The organism is Streptomyces sp. NPDC047525, from assembly GCF_040643025.1.
In the GTDB taxonomy this organism is placed as follows: Bacteria; Actinomycetota; Actinomycetes; order Streptomycetales; family Streptomycetaceae; genus Streptomyces; species Streptomyces durmitorensis.
In genome coordinates, this window is sequence record NZ_JBEYTL010000003.1 from 284,395 (window position 1) to 300,647 (window position 16,253).

Genomic DNA, 16,253 nt, shown 5'->3' on the forward strand with positions numbered 1-16,253 from the left:
ATGACGACCAGAAAGGCCGATGCCGAGCACGGAACGCAGCCGACCGCACCGCCCCACCCGCAACCGGGGACGCAGAACACACCGCTCACCCCGTACGCACGTCTGCCGCGCCGCCACCACGACCGCCACATCGCGCACAGCACCGTCGACGCCTTCGGACAGGCCCACTGGCTTCTCGCCGCGCGCGAGCCGCGCCCCGGACGTGGCGCAATGAAGCCGTACGACGCGGTGGTCGTCACCGTCGACGCCGACGGCCGGGACCACACGACGGAGCTGAACGCCGTGCGGGCACGGCATCCGCGGATCGACGCGCTGCCCGACGGGGGCTTCGTCGTGGCGGACGGCCGCAGCCGCAGGTCCGAGCAGCATGTGCAGGTCTTCGACGCGCTCGGGCGCGAGTCGTGGTCCTTCCGCGTCGGGGACGCCATAGAGGATCTTCTGGCCGATCAGGCGGGCCGGTTGTGGGTCGGCCACTTCGACGAAGGGGTCTTCGGCGACGACGAGCTCAGCCATCCGGGCCTGCGGTGCTGGAGCGCCGAGGGCGATCCGCTGTGGACGTACGAGGCGGAGGAGGGCGCGAGTGAGATCTACGACTGCTATGCGCTCAACGTGACCGACGAGGCCGTCTGGGTCTGCGCCTACAGCGACTTCACCCTCCTGGAGGTCCGCCCCGGCCGGGCGGTGCGGCAGCGCGCCAACGGCCTGGAGGGAGCGACCGCGCTTGCCGTGCACGAGGGGCGGGTCACCTTCCTCGGCGGGTACGGAGACGACCGTGACCGGCTCGTGGACGCCGAGATCGGGCACCTGGAGGTCCGGCCGTACGCCTCCGGCCGGCTCGTCGGGGCCGACGGCGGTCCGCTCCGGGCCCGCAGGACGGTCAGCCGCGGCCCGCGCATCTACGTACAGGAGGAGCCGTACACCGCCTGGACGGTCCTGGACATCAGCGTGCCCGGCGTGTGACGCGACGACGGGAAAGCCCCAGGTCACCCCCGGTGGCCTGACCCGCATCCGGCCTCCTGGGCACGGCGCCTAGGCTGTCGGGATGTTCGAGAAGCGCAGAGCGCGCAAGCAGGCGGAACTTCAGGAGAAGCTGACCGCCGAGCTGCGGGATCCGGACGCGGAGGTCCGGCGGAAGGCGGCGGTCTCCGCCGCCGCGACCGGCGACCTCGAGTGGGCGCTGCGCGAGCTGACGCGGGCCGTGGAGCGCGAACCGTGGACCGAGGAGTTCTCCTCGACCGTGGTGGAGAGCCTCGCCGCCGTGCTGCGCCGCGACCCGACGGTGCGCGAGCGCACGGAGCGCGTCTTCGCGCTGCACCTGGACGACCCCGAAGGCCTCGTGCGCGCGTGGACCGAGCTGACGGAGGAGCTCGGCGGCGGCCCTGCCGTGCGGGACGTCGACGGCGACCTGCGCGACGAGTTGCGAGCGCGCCTCCCCGACCTGCGCGACAGGGGCTGGACGGCGGAGGGGATCGCCGGCGTCGGCCGGCCGGACAGCTTCGTGCGCGAGCTGGCCTTCGACGTCGCGGTCATCGTGGCCTCCCTCGCGATGCGCAGGAACACACCGGTGCCGGACGACGAGGCGGAACAGGTCCGCGCCGAGATGCGCGCGGCGCTCAAGAAGGCCCTGCCCCACGCCCCGGGAAGTGACGAACGGACCGAGATCCTGGTCCCGTTGACACGGATACCGGCGGTGGAGGACTGGACGGACCGCGCGCGTGCGGGCCTGCGCGCCGACGAGGCGCTGGCCCTGTGCACGAGCGGGGAGCGGGACTTGGTGACGCTGGGCACGGAGACCCTGGCCAAGATCCTCTTCCGTGAGGTCGTCCGGCGTGACCGGGTGCGCGACACACTCGACCGCCTCGTCGCCCAGAGCGAACAGGGGAATCCGGAGAAGCCAGGCGAACAGGGGAAGCCGGGAGAGCATGAAGAGCAGGGAGGATCAGAGTCACACGGCGGTCAGGACTCCTTCCTCCTGAGCCAGATCCTGGCCTGCTACAGCCACCTTCACGTGCCGTTCCCCCTGGAGGACCCGCCCCTTGGCCTCTTCCTGGACGGGCTGCGTCACCCGGACCCCGTCGTCCGCGCCGGTGCCGCCGAGAGTCTCGACCCGATCGTGACGGGATCCCCCGTGGAGGGCCGTGCCGTCGAAGGTCTCGTCGGCCTCCTGGAGCACGACCCCGAGACCGATGTCCGGCGGCACGCCGCCATCGCACTGAGGTGGCTCAAGTGCGGCGAGGAACACCACGCGGGCATCGCCGCCGACGCGCTGGCCCGCCAGGCGGACTCGCCCGACCCGGAGATCCGCGCGCACAGCATCGCCGACGCCCTGCGACGGGGCGCCCCGGACGCGTACGACCGGCTGCTGTTCGCGCTCGAATCCCCGGACGCGCACTGGCAGTTGCTGTCGGGGCTCCTGAACGTGCCCCTCGGCTCCGGATTCGTCCTGCCCTCGCGCTCCGTGCGCAAGGCGCTCATCGAACGCCTCGAAGCACTGCGCGCCACGGGCTGGGCCGAGCGGGACGTGGCCGTCGAGTTCCCGAACGCGGACGACCGGGCGGAGTTGCTCGCCGCCCTCCTGGAGACCCTGAACGACCTTTAGCCGTGCCCCTCGTGGCCGGACGCCTCGGGCTCCCCGTCAGCTCCCGGCTCCTTGGACTCCTTCGACTCCTTCGACCCGCCTGAGTCCGCGGACTTCTTCGCGGCCCCGGAAGCATGATGCGGCTCGTAGTCCGGGATCGTGCCGTCCGCCTTCTTCACCAGGAAGAGCCCCGCCATCCCCATGTCGGAGTGGCTCTGCACATGGCAGTGGTACATCCAGGCGCCCGCGCCCACCCCCTCCCCCGCGATGACCTGGAAGCCGAACGAGTCGCCGGGCCCGGTGATCTTGTCGTCGAGGATCTGGCTCGGGTCGTCGGGGCCGGTCAGGAGGCCCGTGCGGTTGTCGGCCCAGCGGTGACCGTGGACGTGGAACGTGTGGTAGTACTCGCCGTGCGTGATCGAGACGAACTCGACCCGATCACCCACCGTGGCCTCGAAGTTGGGGCTGTCGTGACCCGCCTTGTTGTTGATCGTCATGTCGTTGAAGACGATCGTGAAGGTCTTGTCCGGCAGCAGATCGCCCTTGCGGCGCACGATCAGCGCCCCGTAGAGCCCCTTGCGCACGCCGCCCGTCCCGTGATCGGTGCCGACGACGTGGTCGTGGTAGTGCCAGTAGCCCGCCGTGCCCGGCCGCCAGGTGCCGTCCTTGCGGCGGCCCGGCGCATGCGTGCGCCAGGTGTAGGTCCGCTTGCCGCCCGGCTCGACGTGGCTCTTGGTGTGTCTGGTGCCGTCGCTGGATATCTCGTAGTCCATGCCGTGGACGTGCAGGCTTGCGTCGACGTCCATGGTGTTCTCGAACTCGATGTGCAGGGTGTCGCCCTCGTTCAGCTCGATGAGCGGGCCGGGGATGGACGCCTTGCCCTTCTCCAGGCCGTAGCCCATCTGCCCGTCCGCCAGCTTCTCGGCGTACATCTTGATGCGGCGCACCTCGCCGCCGGCCGGCGCCGTCTTCGGCCCTTCGGCTGTGCTCGCCTCGGGCGCGGCGGCCAGCGACAACGATGTCACCCCGGCCGTCGCGGCCACCCCACCCACGAGCATCCGCCGGTTGAAGCTGCGTCGGTCCATGCCGAACTCCCCACTGCGGTACGGAGACTGACGGGGCGCAGGTGGCCCCCGAGACGGCCACACGGTACTGGGGGGATCTTCGTTTATCCACACGCAGGACAAAGTTCGCGGTATTCCGGTCTTACCTATTGGCGAGTGGCGAAAAGAGGTCTAGCTTCATCCGCGCCTGTTGCTGTGACCGACGAGGGGTGGGTGTACTCATGCGGCTCACACCGCATCAAGAGCCCTTGGCTGTACGAGGGTTGAGCAGAGTCAGACGCAGACCGAACCGCCAGGACAAGAACCCGAACCAGAACCAGAACCGGAACCGGGTCGGCTCGCGCCGCGCCTGGGCCGCCGCCCTGCTCTCCGGAGCCATGGTCACCGGCGCGCTCTCCACACAGGCCGCCACCGCGCGGCCCTATCCCACGCCACCGTTGACAACGATGTCCCTGCCGTCGCCGCCCGGCCAGGCGAACGTGCGCGTCCTTGTCTTCCACGGGTCGGCCGCGGGCGGTGACGAGTCACCGGTCGTGAACGCCGGAATCGAGGCCATCGAGAAGATCGGCCAATCAGGCCCGGCCGCCCAGCGGTTCAAGATCGAGGCGACCGACGACCCTGCGGTCTTCACGAACGAGGCCAAGCTCGGCAAGTTCAACGCCGTCGCCTTCCTGACCGGCGGCGGCGACGTCCTCGACCCCGAGCAGGAAGCGGGGCTCGAGGCCTATATGGAGGCGGGCGGCGGCTTCCTCGGCATCCATGACGCGGCCCGCGCCGAGCCGTACTCGACCTGGTTCACCGGTCTGATCGGCGCTCGCCCGGCCGACTCCAGCCCGACGAACGTGCAGCGCGCCACCGTCGAGGTCGGCGACCGGGAGAATCCGGCCACCAAGGACCTTCCCCTCCAGTGGAAGCGCCCCGACCAGTGGCTGAACTGGACCAAGAACCCGTCCGGCGAGGTCCACACCGTGGCCCGCGTGCGCGAGTCGACGTACCAGCCGGGCGAGAGCAAGAACGGCGCGGACCACCCGATCTCCTGGTGCCGTGACTACGACGGCGGACGCGCCTTCTACACCGGGATGGGCGGCACGGCGGCCTCGTACGACGAGACCGACTTCCGCCAGCACCTGCGCGGCGCCCTGAACTGGACGACCCGCATCTCGCGCGCCGACTGCAAGTCGACCATCACCGCCAACTACAAGGCGCAGCGCCTGACCCAGGCCAACCAGCCGGGCCAGAACGACCAGATCGGCGAGCCGCACGGCCTGGTCACCGCGCCCGACGGACGGATCTTCTACATCGGCCGCGGCGGCGCCGACTCCTCGCAGCCGGTCATCACCGACTGGAACAACCCGGACATCGGCAAGGGCAAGGGCGAGATCCACGTCTACGACCCCAAGACGAAGAAGTCGACGCTCGCCGGAGCGCTCACCATCTTCGGCAACAAGGGCGGCGGCGATGAGCTGATCAAGGTCGAAGAGGGCCTGCTCGGCATCGAGCTGGACCCGAAGTTCGAGGAGAACGGGTGGGTGTACCTGCACTACACACCCCACTCGAAGATCAACCGCGAGACGCACATGGCCGAGCGCTACGTCTCGCGCTTCACGCTCGACCAGACCACGAACAAGCTGGACCTCGCGAGCGAGAAGGTCCTGCTCAAGTGGCCGGTCCAGATCCACAGTTGCTGCCACGCGGGCGGCGGGATGGCCTGGGACTCCAAGGGCAATCTCTACATCGCGACCGGTGACAACAACTCCTCGGGCTTCAGCAACGGTTACTCGGGCAACAACCCGCAGCCCAACTTCAAGGGCGTCTCCTTCGCGGACGCGCGCCGCACCGCGGGCAACACCAACAACCTCAACGGCAAGATCCTGCGCATCCACCCGGAGGCCGACGGGACGTACACGCTCCCCGACGGCAACCTCTTCACCGGCAAGGAGCCGGACGAGGGCGGCGGCAAGACGCGCGGCGAGATCTATGTGATGGGCGTCAGGAACCCGGCGCGCATCTCCGTCGACAAGAAGACCGACACCCTCTACGCGGGCTGGGTCGGGCCTGACGCCGGTGAGCCGTCGACGACGTGGGGCCCGGCGAAGTACGACACGTTCGCCGCGATCACCCACGCCTCCAACCGCGGCTGGCCGTACTGCATGGGCAACAACCAGCCCTACCGCGACCGCAATCTGCCGGACCCGACGAAGCCGCTCGGCTGGTACGACTGCAAGAAGCTCAAGAACGAGTCGCCCAACAACGACGGCCTGGTGAACATCCCGCCGGCCGAGCCGAACAACATCTGGTACTCGCCGCAGGGCGGCGGCGTCGACTACCCGCGCGACGCGAACGGCGTCCCGAGCTACAAGACGGCTGAGCAGAAGACGCTCCTGCCGTGGCTCAAGGGCGGCGGCCAGGCCACGATGAACGGCCCGGTGTACCGCTTCGACGCGGCCAACACCAGTGCGGACAAGTGGCCTTCGTACTGGGACGGCAAGTGGTTCGTCGGTGACTTCTACGACGCCGACCAGCCACGGCACGCGGTGATCATGGACCCGAAGACGGTCGGCAGCGGCGGTCTGCCCACGCATGCCGAGTCCCTGAAGAAGATCATCCCGATCGGCAACGACGGCATCAAGAACCTCATGGACTGGAAGTTCGCCCCCGACGGGTCGCTGTACGTCCTCGACTACGGCCGCGGGTTCTTCACCTCGGACTCCAAGTCGGCGCTGTGGCGCGTCACTTACTCCGGCGGCGAGGCCACACCGGCCGCCAAGGACCTGGCAAGGAGGGCGGGATGACGATACCCGCGGTGCGCAAGCGAAGACTCTGGACGGCGCTCTTCGCGTCGCTCCTGATGGTGCTCGGCCTGACGTCGACGGCGGCGAGCCAGCCCGACAACCCGGGCCGGGCGGCGGCACAGACGCTGACCTGGACGGCGAACAACGCGATCGACAAGTACGCATCCGCGCCCGCCACGGCGGTCGCGGGCGCCACGACGATCGTCTTCGAGAACAGTGAGGCGACCGGCAACGACACCGGCATGCCGCACACGCTGACGTTCGACGTCTCCGACCCCGAGTACAACAACGACGTACCGCTGAACATCCTGGCCAACCCGAACGACGACCAGGGCGGCAAGCACACGGCGGAGGTCACCCTCTCGCCGGGCCGTTACCGCTACCACTGCACGATCCCCGGCCACGGCTCGATGCAGGGCATCCTCGTGGTGACCGAGGGCGGCGGCGAGGACACCACCGCTCCCGAGACCGCCGCGAAGGTCGAGGGGCAGACCAACTCCGATGGCGCGTACGTCGGTTCCGCCACCGTCGCGGTGACGGCGACCGACGCGGGTTCGGGCGTCGACAAGACGGAGTACGCGGTCGGGGCGGACGGCGCCTGGCAGCCGTACACCGCGCCCGTGGTCGTCGACCAGGTCGGCACCCACAAGATCCGCTATCGCGCGAGCGACAAGGCGGGCAACGTGGCGGCGGAGAAAGCCGTCGACTTCACGGTGGTCGCGCCGGACACCGACGACAAGACGCCCCCGGAGACCTCGGCCACGGTGACCGGCGAGAAGAACGACAAGGGCGAGTACATCGGGATGGCGACCGTCACCGTGACGGCGTCCGACACCGGTTCCGGCGTCAACAAGATCGAGTACGCGGTCGGCGACGGCGGCGAGTGGACGGCGTACACCGCGCCGGTCATGGTCCACGCGGCGGGCGCGCACAAGATCCGCTACCGCGCGTCCGACAAGGCGGGCAACCAGGCGGCCGAGAAGGCCGTCGAGTTCACCGTGGTCACGCCGCCGGTCGAGGACAAGACGCCGCCGGAGACCACCGCGAAGGTCGAGGGCGACAAGAACTCGGACGGCGCGTACGTCGGCAAGGCGAAGGTGAGCGTCACCGCGACCGACGCCGACTCCGGTGTCGACAAGGTCGAGTACTCCCTCGACGGCGGTCCGTATCTCGCCTACGCCGACCCGGTCGTCGTCGACCGCGTGGGCCGGCACACGGTGGCGTACCGCGCGAGCGACAAGGCGGGCAACACCTCGGCGGCCAAGGACGTCTCGTTCACCGTCGCGGAGGGCGGCGGGGTCCCGTCCCCCAACTGCGCGGAGTACGACGAGCGGTTGACGGTCATCGTCGGCACGATCGACACGGGCATCCCGAACCGGGTCACCAACAACCGGTGCCGCATCAACGAGATGATCGAGGACGAGAAGGAGTGGACCTCGCACGCGCTCTTCCTGAAGCACGTCAAGAGCGTCACGGACAAGCTCCTGAAGGCCGGTGAGATCGACCAGCGCGAGTACAACAAGATCAACAAGGCCGCCAAGCAGTCCGGCATCGGCAAGCCCGGCCAGACCGAGGGCTACAGCAAGATCTTCGACGGCACCCAGGCCTCCCTGAACAAGTGGGAGCAGGTGGGCGGCGGCAAGTTCGGCCTGAACGCGGACGGTTCGATCACCAGCAGCACCACCGTCGAGGGCATGGGCATGCTGTGGTTCCCGCAGCGCAAGTTCGGCGACTTCTCGCTGAAGCTCCAGTGGCGGGACGACGCGCCGGGCAACGGCAACGCCAACGGCGGTGTCTTCGTGCGCTTCCCGCAGGTCCACGACCACCCGGAGGAGTCTCGTCCGGAGTGGGTCGCCATCAAGTACGGGCACGAGATCCAGGCGCTCGACAGGCCTGACGGCGACATGTACAAGACGGGGTCGGTCTACGGCTTCGACCGGGTGGGTCTCGCCGGCGCCGGCGTCACCCCGAAGGGCACGTGGAACGACTACGAGATCCGGGTGGTGGACCAGCACTACTCGATCTACCGCAACGGCGTCCTGATCAACGAGTTCGACAACACGGGCGGTCAGGAGTTCACGCCGCCGCGTGGGGACGACCCGGGCACGGACGGACGGCGGTACTCGTCCGGCTATGTCGGGGTGCAGGTCCACGGGGTCACGGACGTGATCTCGTACCGGGACATCAGGGTCAAGGAGCTGTAGTCACCCCCTGATCACCCCTGCTCCGATCGGCCCTTCTTCGGCCCCCGCACCCCGATCCGGGGAGCGGGGGCCGTTGTCGGTGGCGAGAGGGACGGTTCAGCCGGCGGTATCGGTGGCCGCGAGCACCGCCACCCGCGTCCGGGAGGGATCGAGCACCGCGAGGCCCACATCGGCCGTGTCGTGGTGGAACCACCGCGTGAACGCCATGAAGCGCAGCCACCGGCAGTCGGCCGCGTACCGCACGGCGTCGAGAAACGGCGTGGCGGCGGGCAAGCCGAGCAGCGCGTACAGCCCGCGCCAGGCGTGGAGACGTGCGTAGGCCCCGTGCTGGGGACGCCCGTCGACACCTCCGTCGAACGAAGCCGAGTACAGCGCGTTCGCCACGTCGTCCGCCGCCGTCAGACAGGCCAGGGCCCCGCCCCGCCCCATCTCCCCGGCCAGGCAGTCCAGCGGCAGCCCCTGGAGAAAGGCCATGCCGAAGTCGTCGTCGTCCAGCAGCCCCGGCAGCGTGAAGAACCGCGCTTCGGGTTCGCGCGCCCAGCCCCCTGCGGTGAACGCTCCCGCGGCCTCCCGGGCACGCTCCGCGTCCCGCACCTCCCGCGCCGTGCGCCCGGCCGCCGCGCCGCCCTGCGTGGCCGGGATCTCGGGGAAGCGCGCCCGCAACTGCCCGGCCGACTTCACCGGCCCTGCGCCCCGGACCCGCACCCCGAAGCGGTGCTCCAGGTCGAGCCGCGCCGCCGGCAGCCAGGACAGTGGGTGCCCCAGCTCCCGCAGCCGCTCCGCGTACGCCTCCGTCCCCGGCCACCCGCGCCAGGAGACTCCCATCAGTGCCAGTTCGCCCAGCAAGCAGGCCCGCAGCTCGGCCTCCGGGTCATCGACGCTCCGAGGCGGCTCGGCGAAGAGCGGTTCAAGCTCCGGGAGCCGCCGCCCCTTGGCCAACGCTGCGGCGATTCCCCGCAGTTGATCCGGACGGGATGCGGCAAGACTCTTCAGCTCCGCGGGGTCGGGCAGGGCCGCCTGGTCATCGCTCACACCGGGAGCCTACGAGCCGGTGCGGTCACCGGATGTCCCTCGGCGTCTCCCCCGGCCCTTCACTCCTCGTGTTTGGCCCGGCTCGGCTGCACCCGCTTCGGCTCGCCCGGCATCTTCGGGTACTCGGGCGGATAGGGCAGGTCACCGAGGTCGTGGTCCCGTTCGTCGCGGGCGGCGAGATCGAGGAGTGCCTCCAGGGAGAAGGCGTGCTGCTCCATGTCCGCGTGTACGTCGCCGACCTGGGCGAACCGCTCCGGCATCGTCCCGATGTCGAAGTCCTCGGGCACCGCGTCGTCGACCTCGTCCCAGCGCAAGGGCGCGGAGACCGGGGCGTTCGGGCGGGGCCGCACGGAGTAGGCGGAGGCGATGGTGCGGTCGCGGGCGGTCTGGTTGTAGTCGACGAAGATCCGCTCGCCGCGCTCCTCCTTCCACCACGCGGTCGTGACGGCGTCCGGCATGCGGCGCTCCAGCTCGCGTCCGCAGGCGATCGCGGCCCGCCGTACACCGGTGAAGTCCCACCGGGGTTCGATCGGTACGAAGACGTGGATGCCGCGTCCGCCGGACGTCTTGGGCCAGCCCCGGAGGCCGAACTCGTCCAGGACCGCGCGGAGTTCTTGCGCGGCGCGCACCGCGTCGCCGTAGTCCGTGCCGGGCTGCGGGTCCAGGTCGATGCGGAGCTCGTCGGGGTGGTCGGTGTCCTCGCGCCGTACCGGCCAGGGGTGAAAGGTGAGGGTGTTGAACTGGGCGGCCCAGATGACCGCCGCGACCTCCGTGGGGCACATCTCCTCGGCCGTGCGGCCGCTGGGGAAGGCGATGGTGGCCGTGGGGATCCAGTCGGGGTGGGTCTTGGGGATGCGCTTCTGGTAGAAGAAGTCGCCGGTGACCCCGTCCGGGAAGCGCTGGAGCGTCGTGGGGCGGTCGCGCAGGGCGCGGACGATCCCGTCGCCGACGGCGAGGAAGTAGCGGGCGACGTCCAGCTTGGTGAAGCCAGGCTCCGGAAAGACGACCTTGTCCGGGCTGGAGAGCCGCACCGCCCGCCCGCCCGCGTCGAGCTCGACCGCTTTTCCACCCATGCGGCCACGCTAGGCGTAAAGGAGACAAGTCGCATACCGGGCGAGGAGTGACGTATGGGGACAGAATCGATGCATGGATCTGCCGGTCATGCCCCCCGTCAAGCCCATGCTCGCCAAACCCGTGGCGAAGATCCCGCCGGGCATGCAGTACGAGGCCAAGTGGGACGGCTTCCGTGCGATCGTCTTCCGGGACGGCGCCGATCTGGAGATCGGCAGCCGTACGGGCAAGCCGCTGACCCGGTACTTCCCCGAGCTGGCCGAGGCGCTGCTGGAGCGCCTTCCCGCCCGCTGCGTCCTGGACGGCGAGATCGTGATCGCCAGGGACGGGCGGCTCGACTTCGACGCCCTCACGGAGCGCATCCACCCCGCCGCGTCCCGGGTGCGGACGCTCGCCGAGCGGACTCCGGCCTCGTTCGTGGCCTTCGACCTGCTCGCCCTGGGTGACGAGGCCCTCGTCGACACGCCCCTCGCCGACCGGCGCACACAGCTGTCCGCGGCCCTGGAGGGCGTGAGCGCCCCCGTCCACCTCGCTCCCGCCACGATGGACCCGGAGCTGGCCCGGACGTGGTTCGAGCAGTTCGAGGGCGCGGGCCTTGACGGCGTCATCGCCAAACCGCTCGACCTGCGCTATCGCCAGAACGAACGCCTCATGTTCAAGATCAAGCACGAGCGCACGGCGGACTGCGTGGTCGCGGGCTACCGCTTCCACAAGAGCGGCCCCATCATCGGCTCGATCCTCCTCGGCCTGTACGACGACGGCGGCACCCTGCAGCACGTCGGGGTCTGCGCCGCGTTCTCGATGCAGCGGCGTGCGGAGCTGGTGGACGAGCTCGAAGAGCTGCGGATGGAGTCGGCCGCAGGGCACCCCTGGGCGGCCTGGGCGGACGAGGCGGCGCACGAGACGTCCCGGATGCCGGGCGCGCCGAGCCGCTGGTCGGGCAAGAAGGACCTGTCCTGGGTGCCGCTGCGCCCCGAGCGCGTGTGCGAGGTGAGTTACGACCACATGGAGAACGGGCAGCGCTTCCGGCACACGGCGCGGTTCCGCACCTGGCGACCGGACCGGGCCCCTGACAGCTGTACGTTCGCCCAGCTGGAGGAGCCGGTCCGGTACGACCTGGCGGATGTGCTGCGCTAGCGGGTCACGCATTCACCGCCCGCGCGTACTGGCTCTCCGGGCGTTCCAACCCGTAGTGGTCGCGCAGCGTCGTGCCCGTGTACTCGGTGCGGAACAGGCCGCGGGCGCGCAGGATCGGCACGACCTGGTCGGCGAAGAGGTCGAAGCCGCCGGGCAGCCCTGGTGGCATGACGTTGAATCCGTCGGCGGCCCCCTGCTCGAACCACTCCTGGATCTGGTCGGCGACCTGCTCGGGCGTGCCCGCGATGACCCGGTGCCCGCGGGCCCCGGCCAGGCGGTGCAACAGGCCGCGCACGGTGGGCTGTTCGCGTTCGATGATGTCGAGGATCACCTGGAAGCGGCTGCCGTTGCCCCGCTCGCCACCAGTCTCGATGAGCTCGCGGGGCACGGGACCGTCCAGCTGCTCGGCGGTGAGACGCAGGCCGAGCATGCGGTGCAGGAGCTGCAAGGAGTACTCGGGCTGGGTGAGTTCGTTGTACTCGTCGTGCAGGGCGCGCGCCTCGGCCTCCGTGGAGCCGATGAAGGGGCTGATGCCGGGAAGGACGAGCACCTTGTCCGGGTCGCGCCCGATCCCCGCCACCCGCTTCTTGAGGTCGGCGTAGAAGTCCTGGCCGTTGCCGAGCGTCTGGTGCGCGGTGAACACCGCCTCCGCGTACCGCGCGGCGAAGGCACGGCCGTCCTCCGACGAGCCCGCCTGTACGTAGACGGGGCGGCCCTGCGGTGTGCGCGGGGTGTTGAGCGGGCCGCGCACCTTCAGGTGCGGCCCTTCGTGGTCGATGGCGTGGATGCGGTCGGTGTCGGCGAAGAGCCCGGTCTTCTGGTCGGCGACGAGCGCCTCGTCCTCCCAGCTGTCCCAGAGCTTGGTGACGACGTCGAGGAACTCCCGTGCCCGGTCGTACCGTTCGGCGTGCACCGGGTGCGCGTCGAGGCCGAAGTTCAGGGCGGCCTGCGGTGCTCCGGTGGTGACGATGTTCCAGCCCGCACGGCCACGGCTGAGGTGGTCGAGCGAGGCGAAGAGGCGGGCCAGGTTGTACGGCTCGCTGTAGGTGGTGGACGCGGTCGCGATGAGGCCGATGCGCCGCGTGACGGCGGCGATCGCCGAGAGCCAGGTGAAGGGCTCCAGGCGGAAGCGGCTCGCGTAGCGGACGTTGTCGGCGAGGGCCGGGCCGTCGGCGAAGAAGATCCCGTCGAAGGTCGCGGCCTCCGCGCGCCGTGCGAGGTCCTGGTAGAACTCGACGTCCAGGATCCGCGCGGGATCGGAGCCGTGGTGGCGCCAGGCGGCCTCGTGGTGCCCGCCGGGGTAGACGAAGAGATTGAGGTGCAGCTCGCGGCGGCTCATGCGCGGCTCACCTCCGCGGCTCGCCCGCCAAGGGCGGGTGCGTCGCCGACGGGGCTGCCGTCCGCCGGGGCCACGAATGCCCGGGCATCGCCCGCGGCCTCGGCGCCCGCCGTGCCGACGGCCACCGTGCCGACGGCCACCGTGTCGGCGGGACCGCCCGCCGCCCCGCGATCCCCGTCCGTCCGGTCGGCGCGTTCCGCCGGGCCGTCATCCTGCGCAGGGGCAGCACCGTGCCGGGCTGGTTCGCTGCCGACCGGCTCGTCGCCGTCCGCCTCGACCCCCAGCTGCCGCAGCAACCGCCCCCGCAGCGCCGCGTACGCGGGACTCCCCTGGCCTCGTGGAGCGGGAAGCTCCACCCGTACGTCGGCCGCGATCCGCCCCGCGTCCAGGACGACCACCCGGTCGGCGAGTGCGATCGCCTCGTCGACGTCGTGGGTGACCAGAAGCACGGCCGGGCGGTGCGCCTCGCAGAGGCGTCGCAGCAGGGCGTGCATACGGATGCGCGTGAGCGCGTCCAGCGCACCGAACGGCTCGTCCGCGAGCAGGAGTTGAGGCTCGCGCACCAGGGAGCGGGCGAGCGAGACCCGCTGCTGTTCGCCGCCGGACAGGTCCGCGGGCCAGGCGTCCTCGCGGCCCGCCAGGCCCACCTCGGCGAGCGCCGCGCGGCCGCGCTCCCTGGCTCCCGTGCCCGTCAGACCGAGGACGACGTTGTCCAGGACCCGCTTCCAGGGCAGCAGCCGTGCGTCCTGGAAGACCACCGAGACATCGCCGGGCGCGGACAGTTCTCCGCTGCCCTCGACCTCATGGTCGAGCCCCGCGAGGGCCCGCAGGAGCGTGGACTTCCCTGAGCCGCTTCGGCCCAGGAGGGCCACGAACTCGCCGTCTCTGATGGCGAGTTCGAGACCGTCCAGGATCTTCCGGTCGCCGAAGGAGCGGACGAGCCCCTCGATGCGGACGGCTGCGTCGGTGCGGGCGGTCGCGTCGGTGCGGATGGTCGCGTCGGTGCGGACGGCCGCGCCCTCGTCCGTCAGCCCGCCAGTGTGCGTCGCCATGACAGCGCCTTCCTCTCCACGAGCCGGACGAGTGCGTCCGAGATGAGACCGAGGAGGCCGTACACCACGAGGCCGACGATGATGATGTCGGTCTGCCCGTAGGTGCGGGCGAGCTCCATCATGTAGCCGATGCCACTCGTGGCGTTGACCTGCTCGACCACGACGAGCGAGAGCCACGCCGCGGTGACCGCGAACCGCATGCCGAGCAGGAAGCCCGGCAGCGCCCCCGGCAGGACGACGTGCCGCACGAACCCGGTGCGCGAAAGCCCTACGGTTTCGGCGAGTTCGGCGTATCGGCCGTCGATGGTCCGAAGACCGTTGTGGGTGTGGATGTAGACGGGGACGAACACGCCGAGCGCGATGGTGATGACCTTCATCGACTCGCCGATGCCGAACCAGAGGATGAGCAGCGGGATCAGCGCGAGCGACGGGATGGCCCGTTTGATCTGCACGGGTCCGTCGATGATGCCCTCCCCGATCCTGCTGAGCCCCGCGGCGATCGCGAGGGCGAGCCCGGCCGCCGTGCCGAAGAGCAGCCCGAGCAGGGCGCGTTCGGCGGAGGTGGCGAGGTTCGACTGGAGCCGCCCTTCCGCGATCAGGTCACCCGCGGTGCTCACCACGGTCCAGGGCGCGGAGAGGTTGCGGGCGTCGATGAACCCGGCGGCCGACCCCGCCGACCAGAGCGCGAGGAGCAGCAGGGGGCCGATCGCCCAGCCGTAGGGGACGGGGCGTCCGGGGCCGAGCCTGCGGCGCCGGGGCCGGCGGCGCGCCGGGGCCACGGGCTCGGCACGGGTGACGGCCTTGGTCAGAGCGGGAGCTTCGGCGCTCATGTGCCCTCCCCCTCACCGGACTTGACGGCATCCGCGGCGACCGACTCGTACCGCCGGTCGAAGAGGACCTCCGCGTCGAAGGACTCCTTGCCGGTCTCCTTCGCCAGCAGATCGACGGTCTTCTGCTGGCGCGCGATGGCGGCGGTCCAGTCGGCGGGTATGTCGGGGTGACCGATCCCCTTGACGAGGTACTCGCCGTCCGCGCGGGTCAGGCCCTGGTCCTTGACGTAGTACCCGTCGATCCACTTGTCGGGGTGCTGGTCGGCCCATTCGGCGGCCCGCGCCCAGTACTTCACGAACTCCCTGATGGCCGCGGCCTTCTGGGGATCCTCCACCGACTCGGTCGGCACCCACAGGTGGCCCGGGTCGTCCCGCAGGCCGTGCTGGATCGTCTTCGCGCCGTCCTTGCCGTACTTCGCGGGATAGCGCTTGATGTTGACCCCGCCGAGCGGCGCCGCGTCGACCTGGCCGTTGCCGAGCGCGGACGGGTAGACGTCGCCGGTGCTCGGCAGTTCGACGAGTTCCACGTCGTCCTTGGCGAGTCCTGCCTTGGCGAGGATGCGCAGGACGAGGGCGCCCTGCGCCTGCCCCGGGCTGTAGGCGATCTTCTTGCCGCGCAGGTCCTTCAGGGTGTCGATGTCCGCGCCGGGTGCGATGCCGATTTCGTACGTGGGGTGCTTCAGCGGGTCCTTGCGGAATTTGGCGGCCACCAGTTTTGTGTCGAGCCCCGTCCAATGCGCGTGAATGGACGGGATTTCAGCGGCCGAGCACACGTCGAGAGAATGCGCCCTGAATGCCTCGGAGCACTGGGGGCCACCGCTGATGTTGGCCCATTTCACCTTGAAGGGCAGCTTGTCGAGCTGTCCGGAGAGTTTCAGGGCGACCTGGGCGTCCGGCGCGCCGACGGTGATGGTGGTGCCCGGATCCACTTTCTCCGGGATCTTGGCGGAGACCTGCTTGGCGTCGACCGTCGTGGTCGACGAGGTGGTGTCGGCGCACCCCGCCAGGAGCAGCGGGGCGACGAGGGCAGCGCCGAGCGCCGCCCGTATGTGTGTGGGCATGGGCTCTTTCCCGGGAGTGCGGACAGCACGGAAGAAGGAGAAGCCTGGAATTCCCGAGGCTTCCTGCAAGAAACGTTCCGAGCGTCAGCTACA

The 16,253-nt window shown here is 70.3% G+C and carries 11 protein-coding genes and 1 pseudogene; 5 read left to right on the plus strand and 7 right to left on the minus strand.

Annotated features, from left to right (window positions below):
- Window positions 1–960, plus strand: a complete 960-nt coding sequence (locus ABZ833_RS10280; RefSeq protein ID WP_361043771.1) for a hypothetical protein — start codon at window positions 1–3, stop codon at window positions 958–960.
- Window positions 961–1,042: 82 nt separating this feature from the next.
- Window positions 1,043–2,599 (plus strand): HEAT repeat domain-containing protein, encoded by a 1,557-nt coding sequence (locus tag ABZ833_RS10285; RefSeq protein WP_361043774.1) that lies wholly within the window; start codon window positions 1,043–1,045, stop codon window positions 2,597–2,599.
- On the opposite strand, the gene ABZ833_RS10290 is transcribed toward ABZ833_RS10285, so the two are convergent.
- Complete coding sequence (locus ABZ833_RS10290; protein WP_361043777.1) at window positions 2,596–3,663, minus strand: multicopper oxidase domain-containing protein; 1,068 nt, start codon at window positions 3,661–3,663, stop codon at window positions 2,596–2,598. The genes ABZ833_RS10285 and ABZ833_RS10290 overlap by 4 nt on opposite strands.
- 356 nt (window positions 3,664–4,019) lie before the next feature.
- Between ABZ833_RS10290 and ABZ833_RS10295 the strand changes: the two genes are divergently transcribed.
- A complete protein-coding gene (locus ABZ833_RS10295) occupies window positions 4,020–6,434 on the plus strand; it encodes a ThuA domain-containing protein (RefSeq protein WP_361044758.1) in 2,415 nt (804 codons plus the stop codon).
- Window positions 6,431–8,638: a family 16 glycoside hydrolase gene (locus tag ABZ833_RS10300; RefSeq protein WP_361043779.1), complete on the plus strand. Its 2,208-nt coding sequence runs from the start codon at window positions 6,431–6,433 to the stop codon at window positions 8,636–8,638. The genes ABZ833_RS10295 and ABZ833_RS10300 overlap by 4 nt, the downstream gene beginning before the upstream one ends.
- Before the next feature lie 96 nt (window positions 8,639–8,734).
- Here the strand turns inward: ABZ833_RS10300 and ABZ833_RS10305 are convergent, their stop codons facing one another.
- Entirely contained in the window at window positions 8,735–9,670 is a 936-nt protein-coding gene (locus ABZ833_RS10305) for a DUF6183 family protein (RefSeq protein ID WP_361043782.1), read from the minus strand.
- A gap of 59 nt (window positions 9,671–9,729) precedes the next feature.
- Window positions 9,730–10,743, minus strand: coding sequence for a non-homologous end-joining DNA ligase (gene ligD, locus ABZ833_RS10310; protein ID WP_361043785.1), 1,014 nt, complete (start codon window positions 10,741–10,743; stop codon window positions 9,730–9,732).
- 73 nt (window positions 10,744–10,816) lie between these two features.
- Here ligD and ABZ833_RS10315 point away from each other — a divergent pair, with 73 nt between their 5' ends.
- Complete coding sequence (locus ABZ833_RS10315) at window positions 10,817–11,878, plus strand: ATP-dependent DNA ligase (protein ID WP_361043789.1); 1,062 nt, start codon at window positions 10,817–10,819, stop codon at window positions 11,876–11,878.
- A 4-nt stretch (window positions 11,879–11,882) separates the two neighbouring features.
- Here the strand turns inward: ABZ833_RS10315 and ABZ833_RS10320 are convergent, their stop codons facing one another.
- From ABZ833_RS10320 to ABZ833_RS10335, 4 genes and pseudogenes are all read right to left on the minus strand, one after another.
- Window positions 11,883–13,217 carry an LLM class flavin-dependent oxidoreductase gene (locus tag ABZ833_RS10320; RefSeq protein WP_361043792.1) on the minus strand — a complete coding sequence of 445 codons (1,335 nt, stop codon included), beginning with the start codon at window positions 13,215–13,217 and terminating at the stop codon, window positions 11,883–11,885.
- A 329-nt stretch (window positions 13,218–13,546) separates the two neighbouring features.
- Window positions 13,547–14,269: pseudogene (locus ABZ833_RS10325) on the minus strand (ABC transporter ATP-binding protein); the annotation flags it as partial.
- Window positions 14,245–15,099, minus strand: a complete 855-nt coding sequence (locus ABZ833_RS10330; RefSeq protein ID WP_361043794.1) for an ABC transporter permease — start codon at window positions 15,097–15,099, stop codon at window positions 14,245–14,247. The gene ABZ833_RS10330 and the pseudogene ABZ833_RS10325, both read right to left, overlap by 25 nt.
- Window positions 15,096–16,160, minus strand: a complete 1,065-nt coding sequence (locus tag ABZ833_RS10335; RefSeq protein ID WP_361043797.1) for an ABC transporter substrate-binding protein — start codon at window positions 16,158–16,160, stop codon at window positions 15,096–15,098. Before ABZ833_RS10335 ends, ABZ833_RS10330 begins: the two co-directional genes overlap by 4 nt.
- Between the last annotated feature and the right edge of the window lie 93 nt (window positions 16,161–16,253).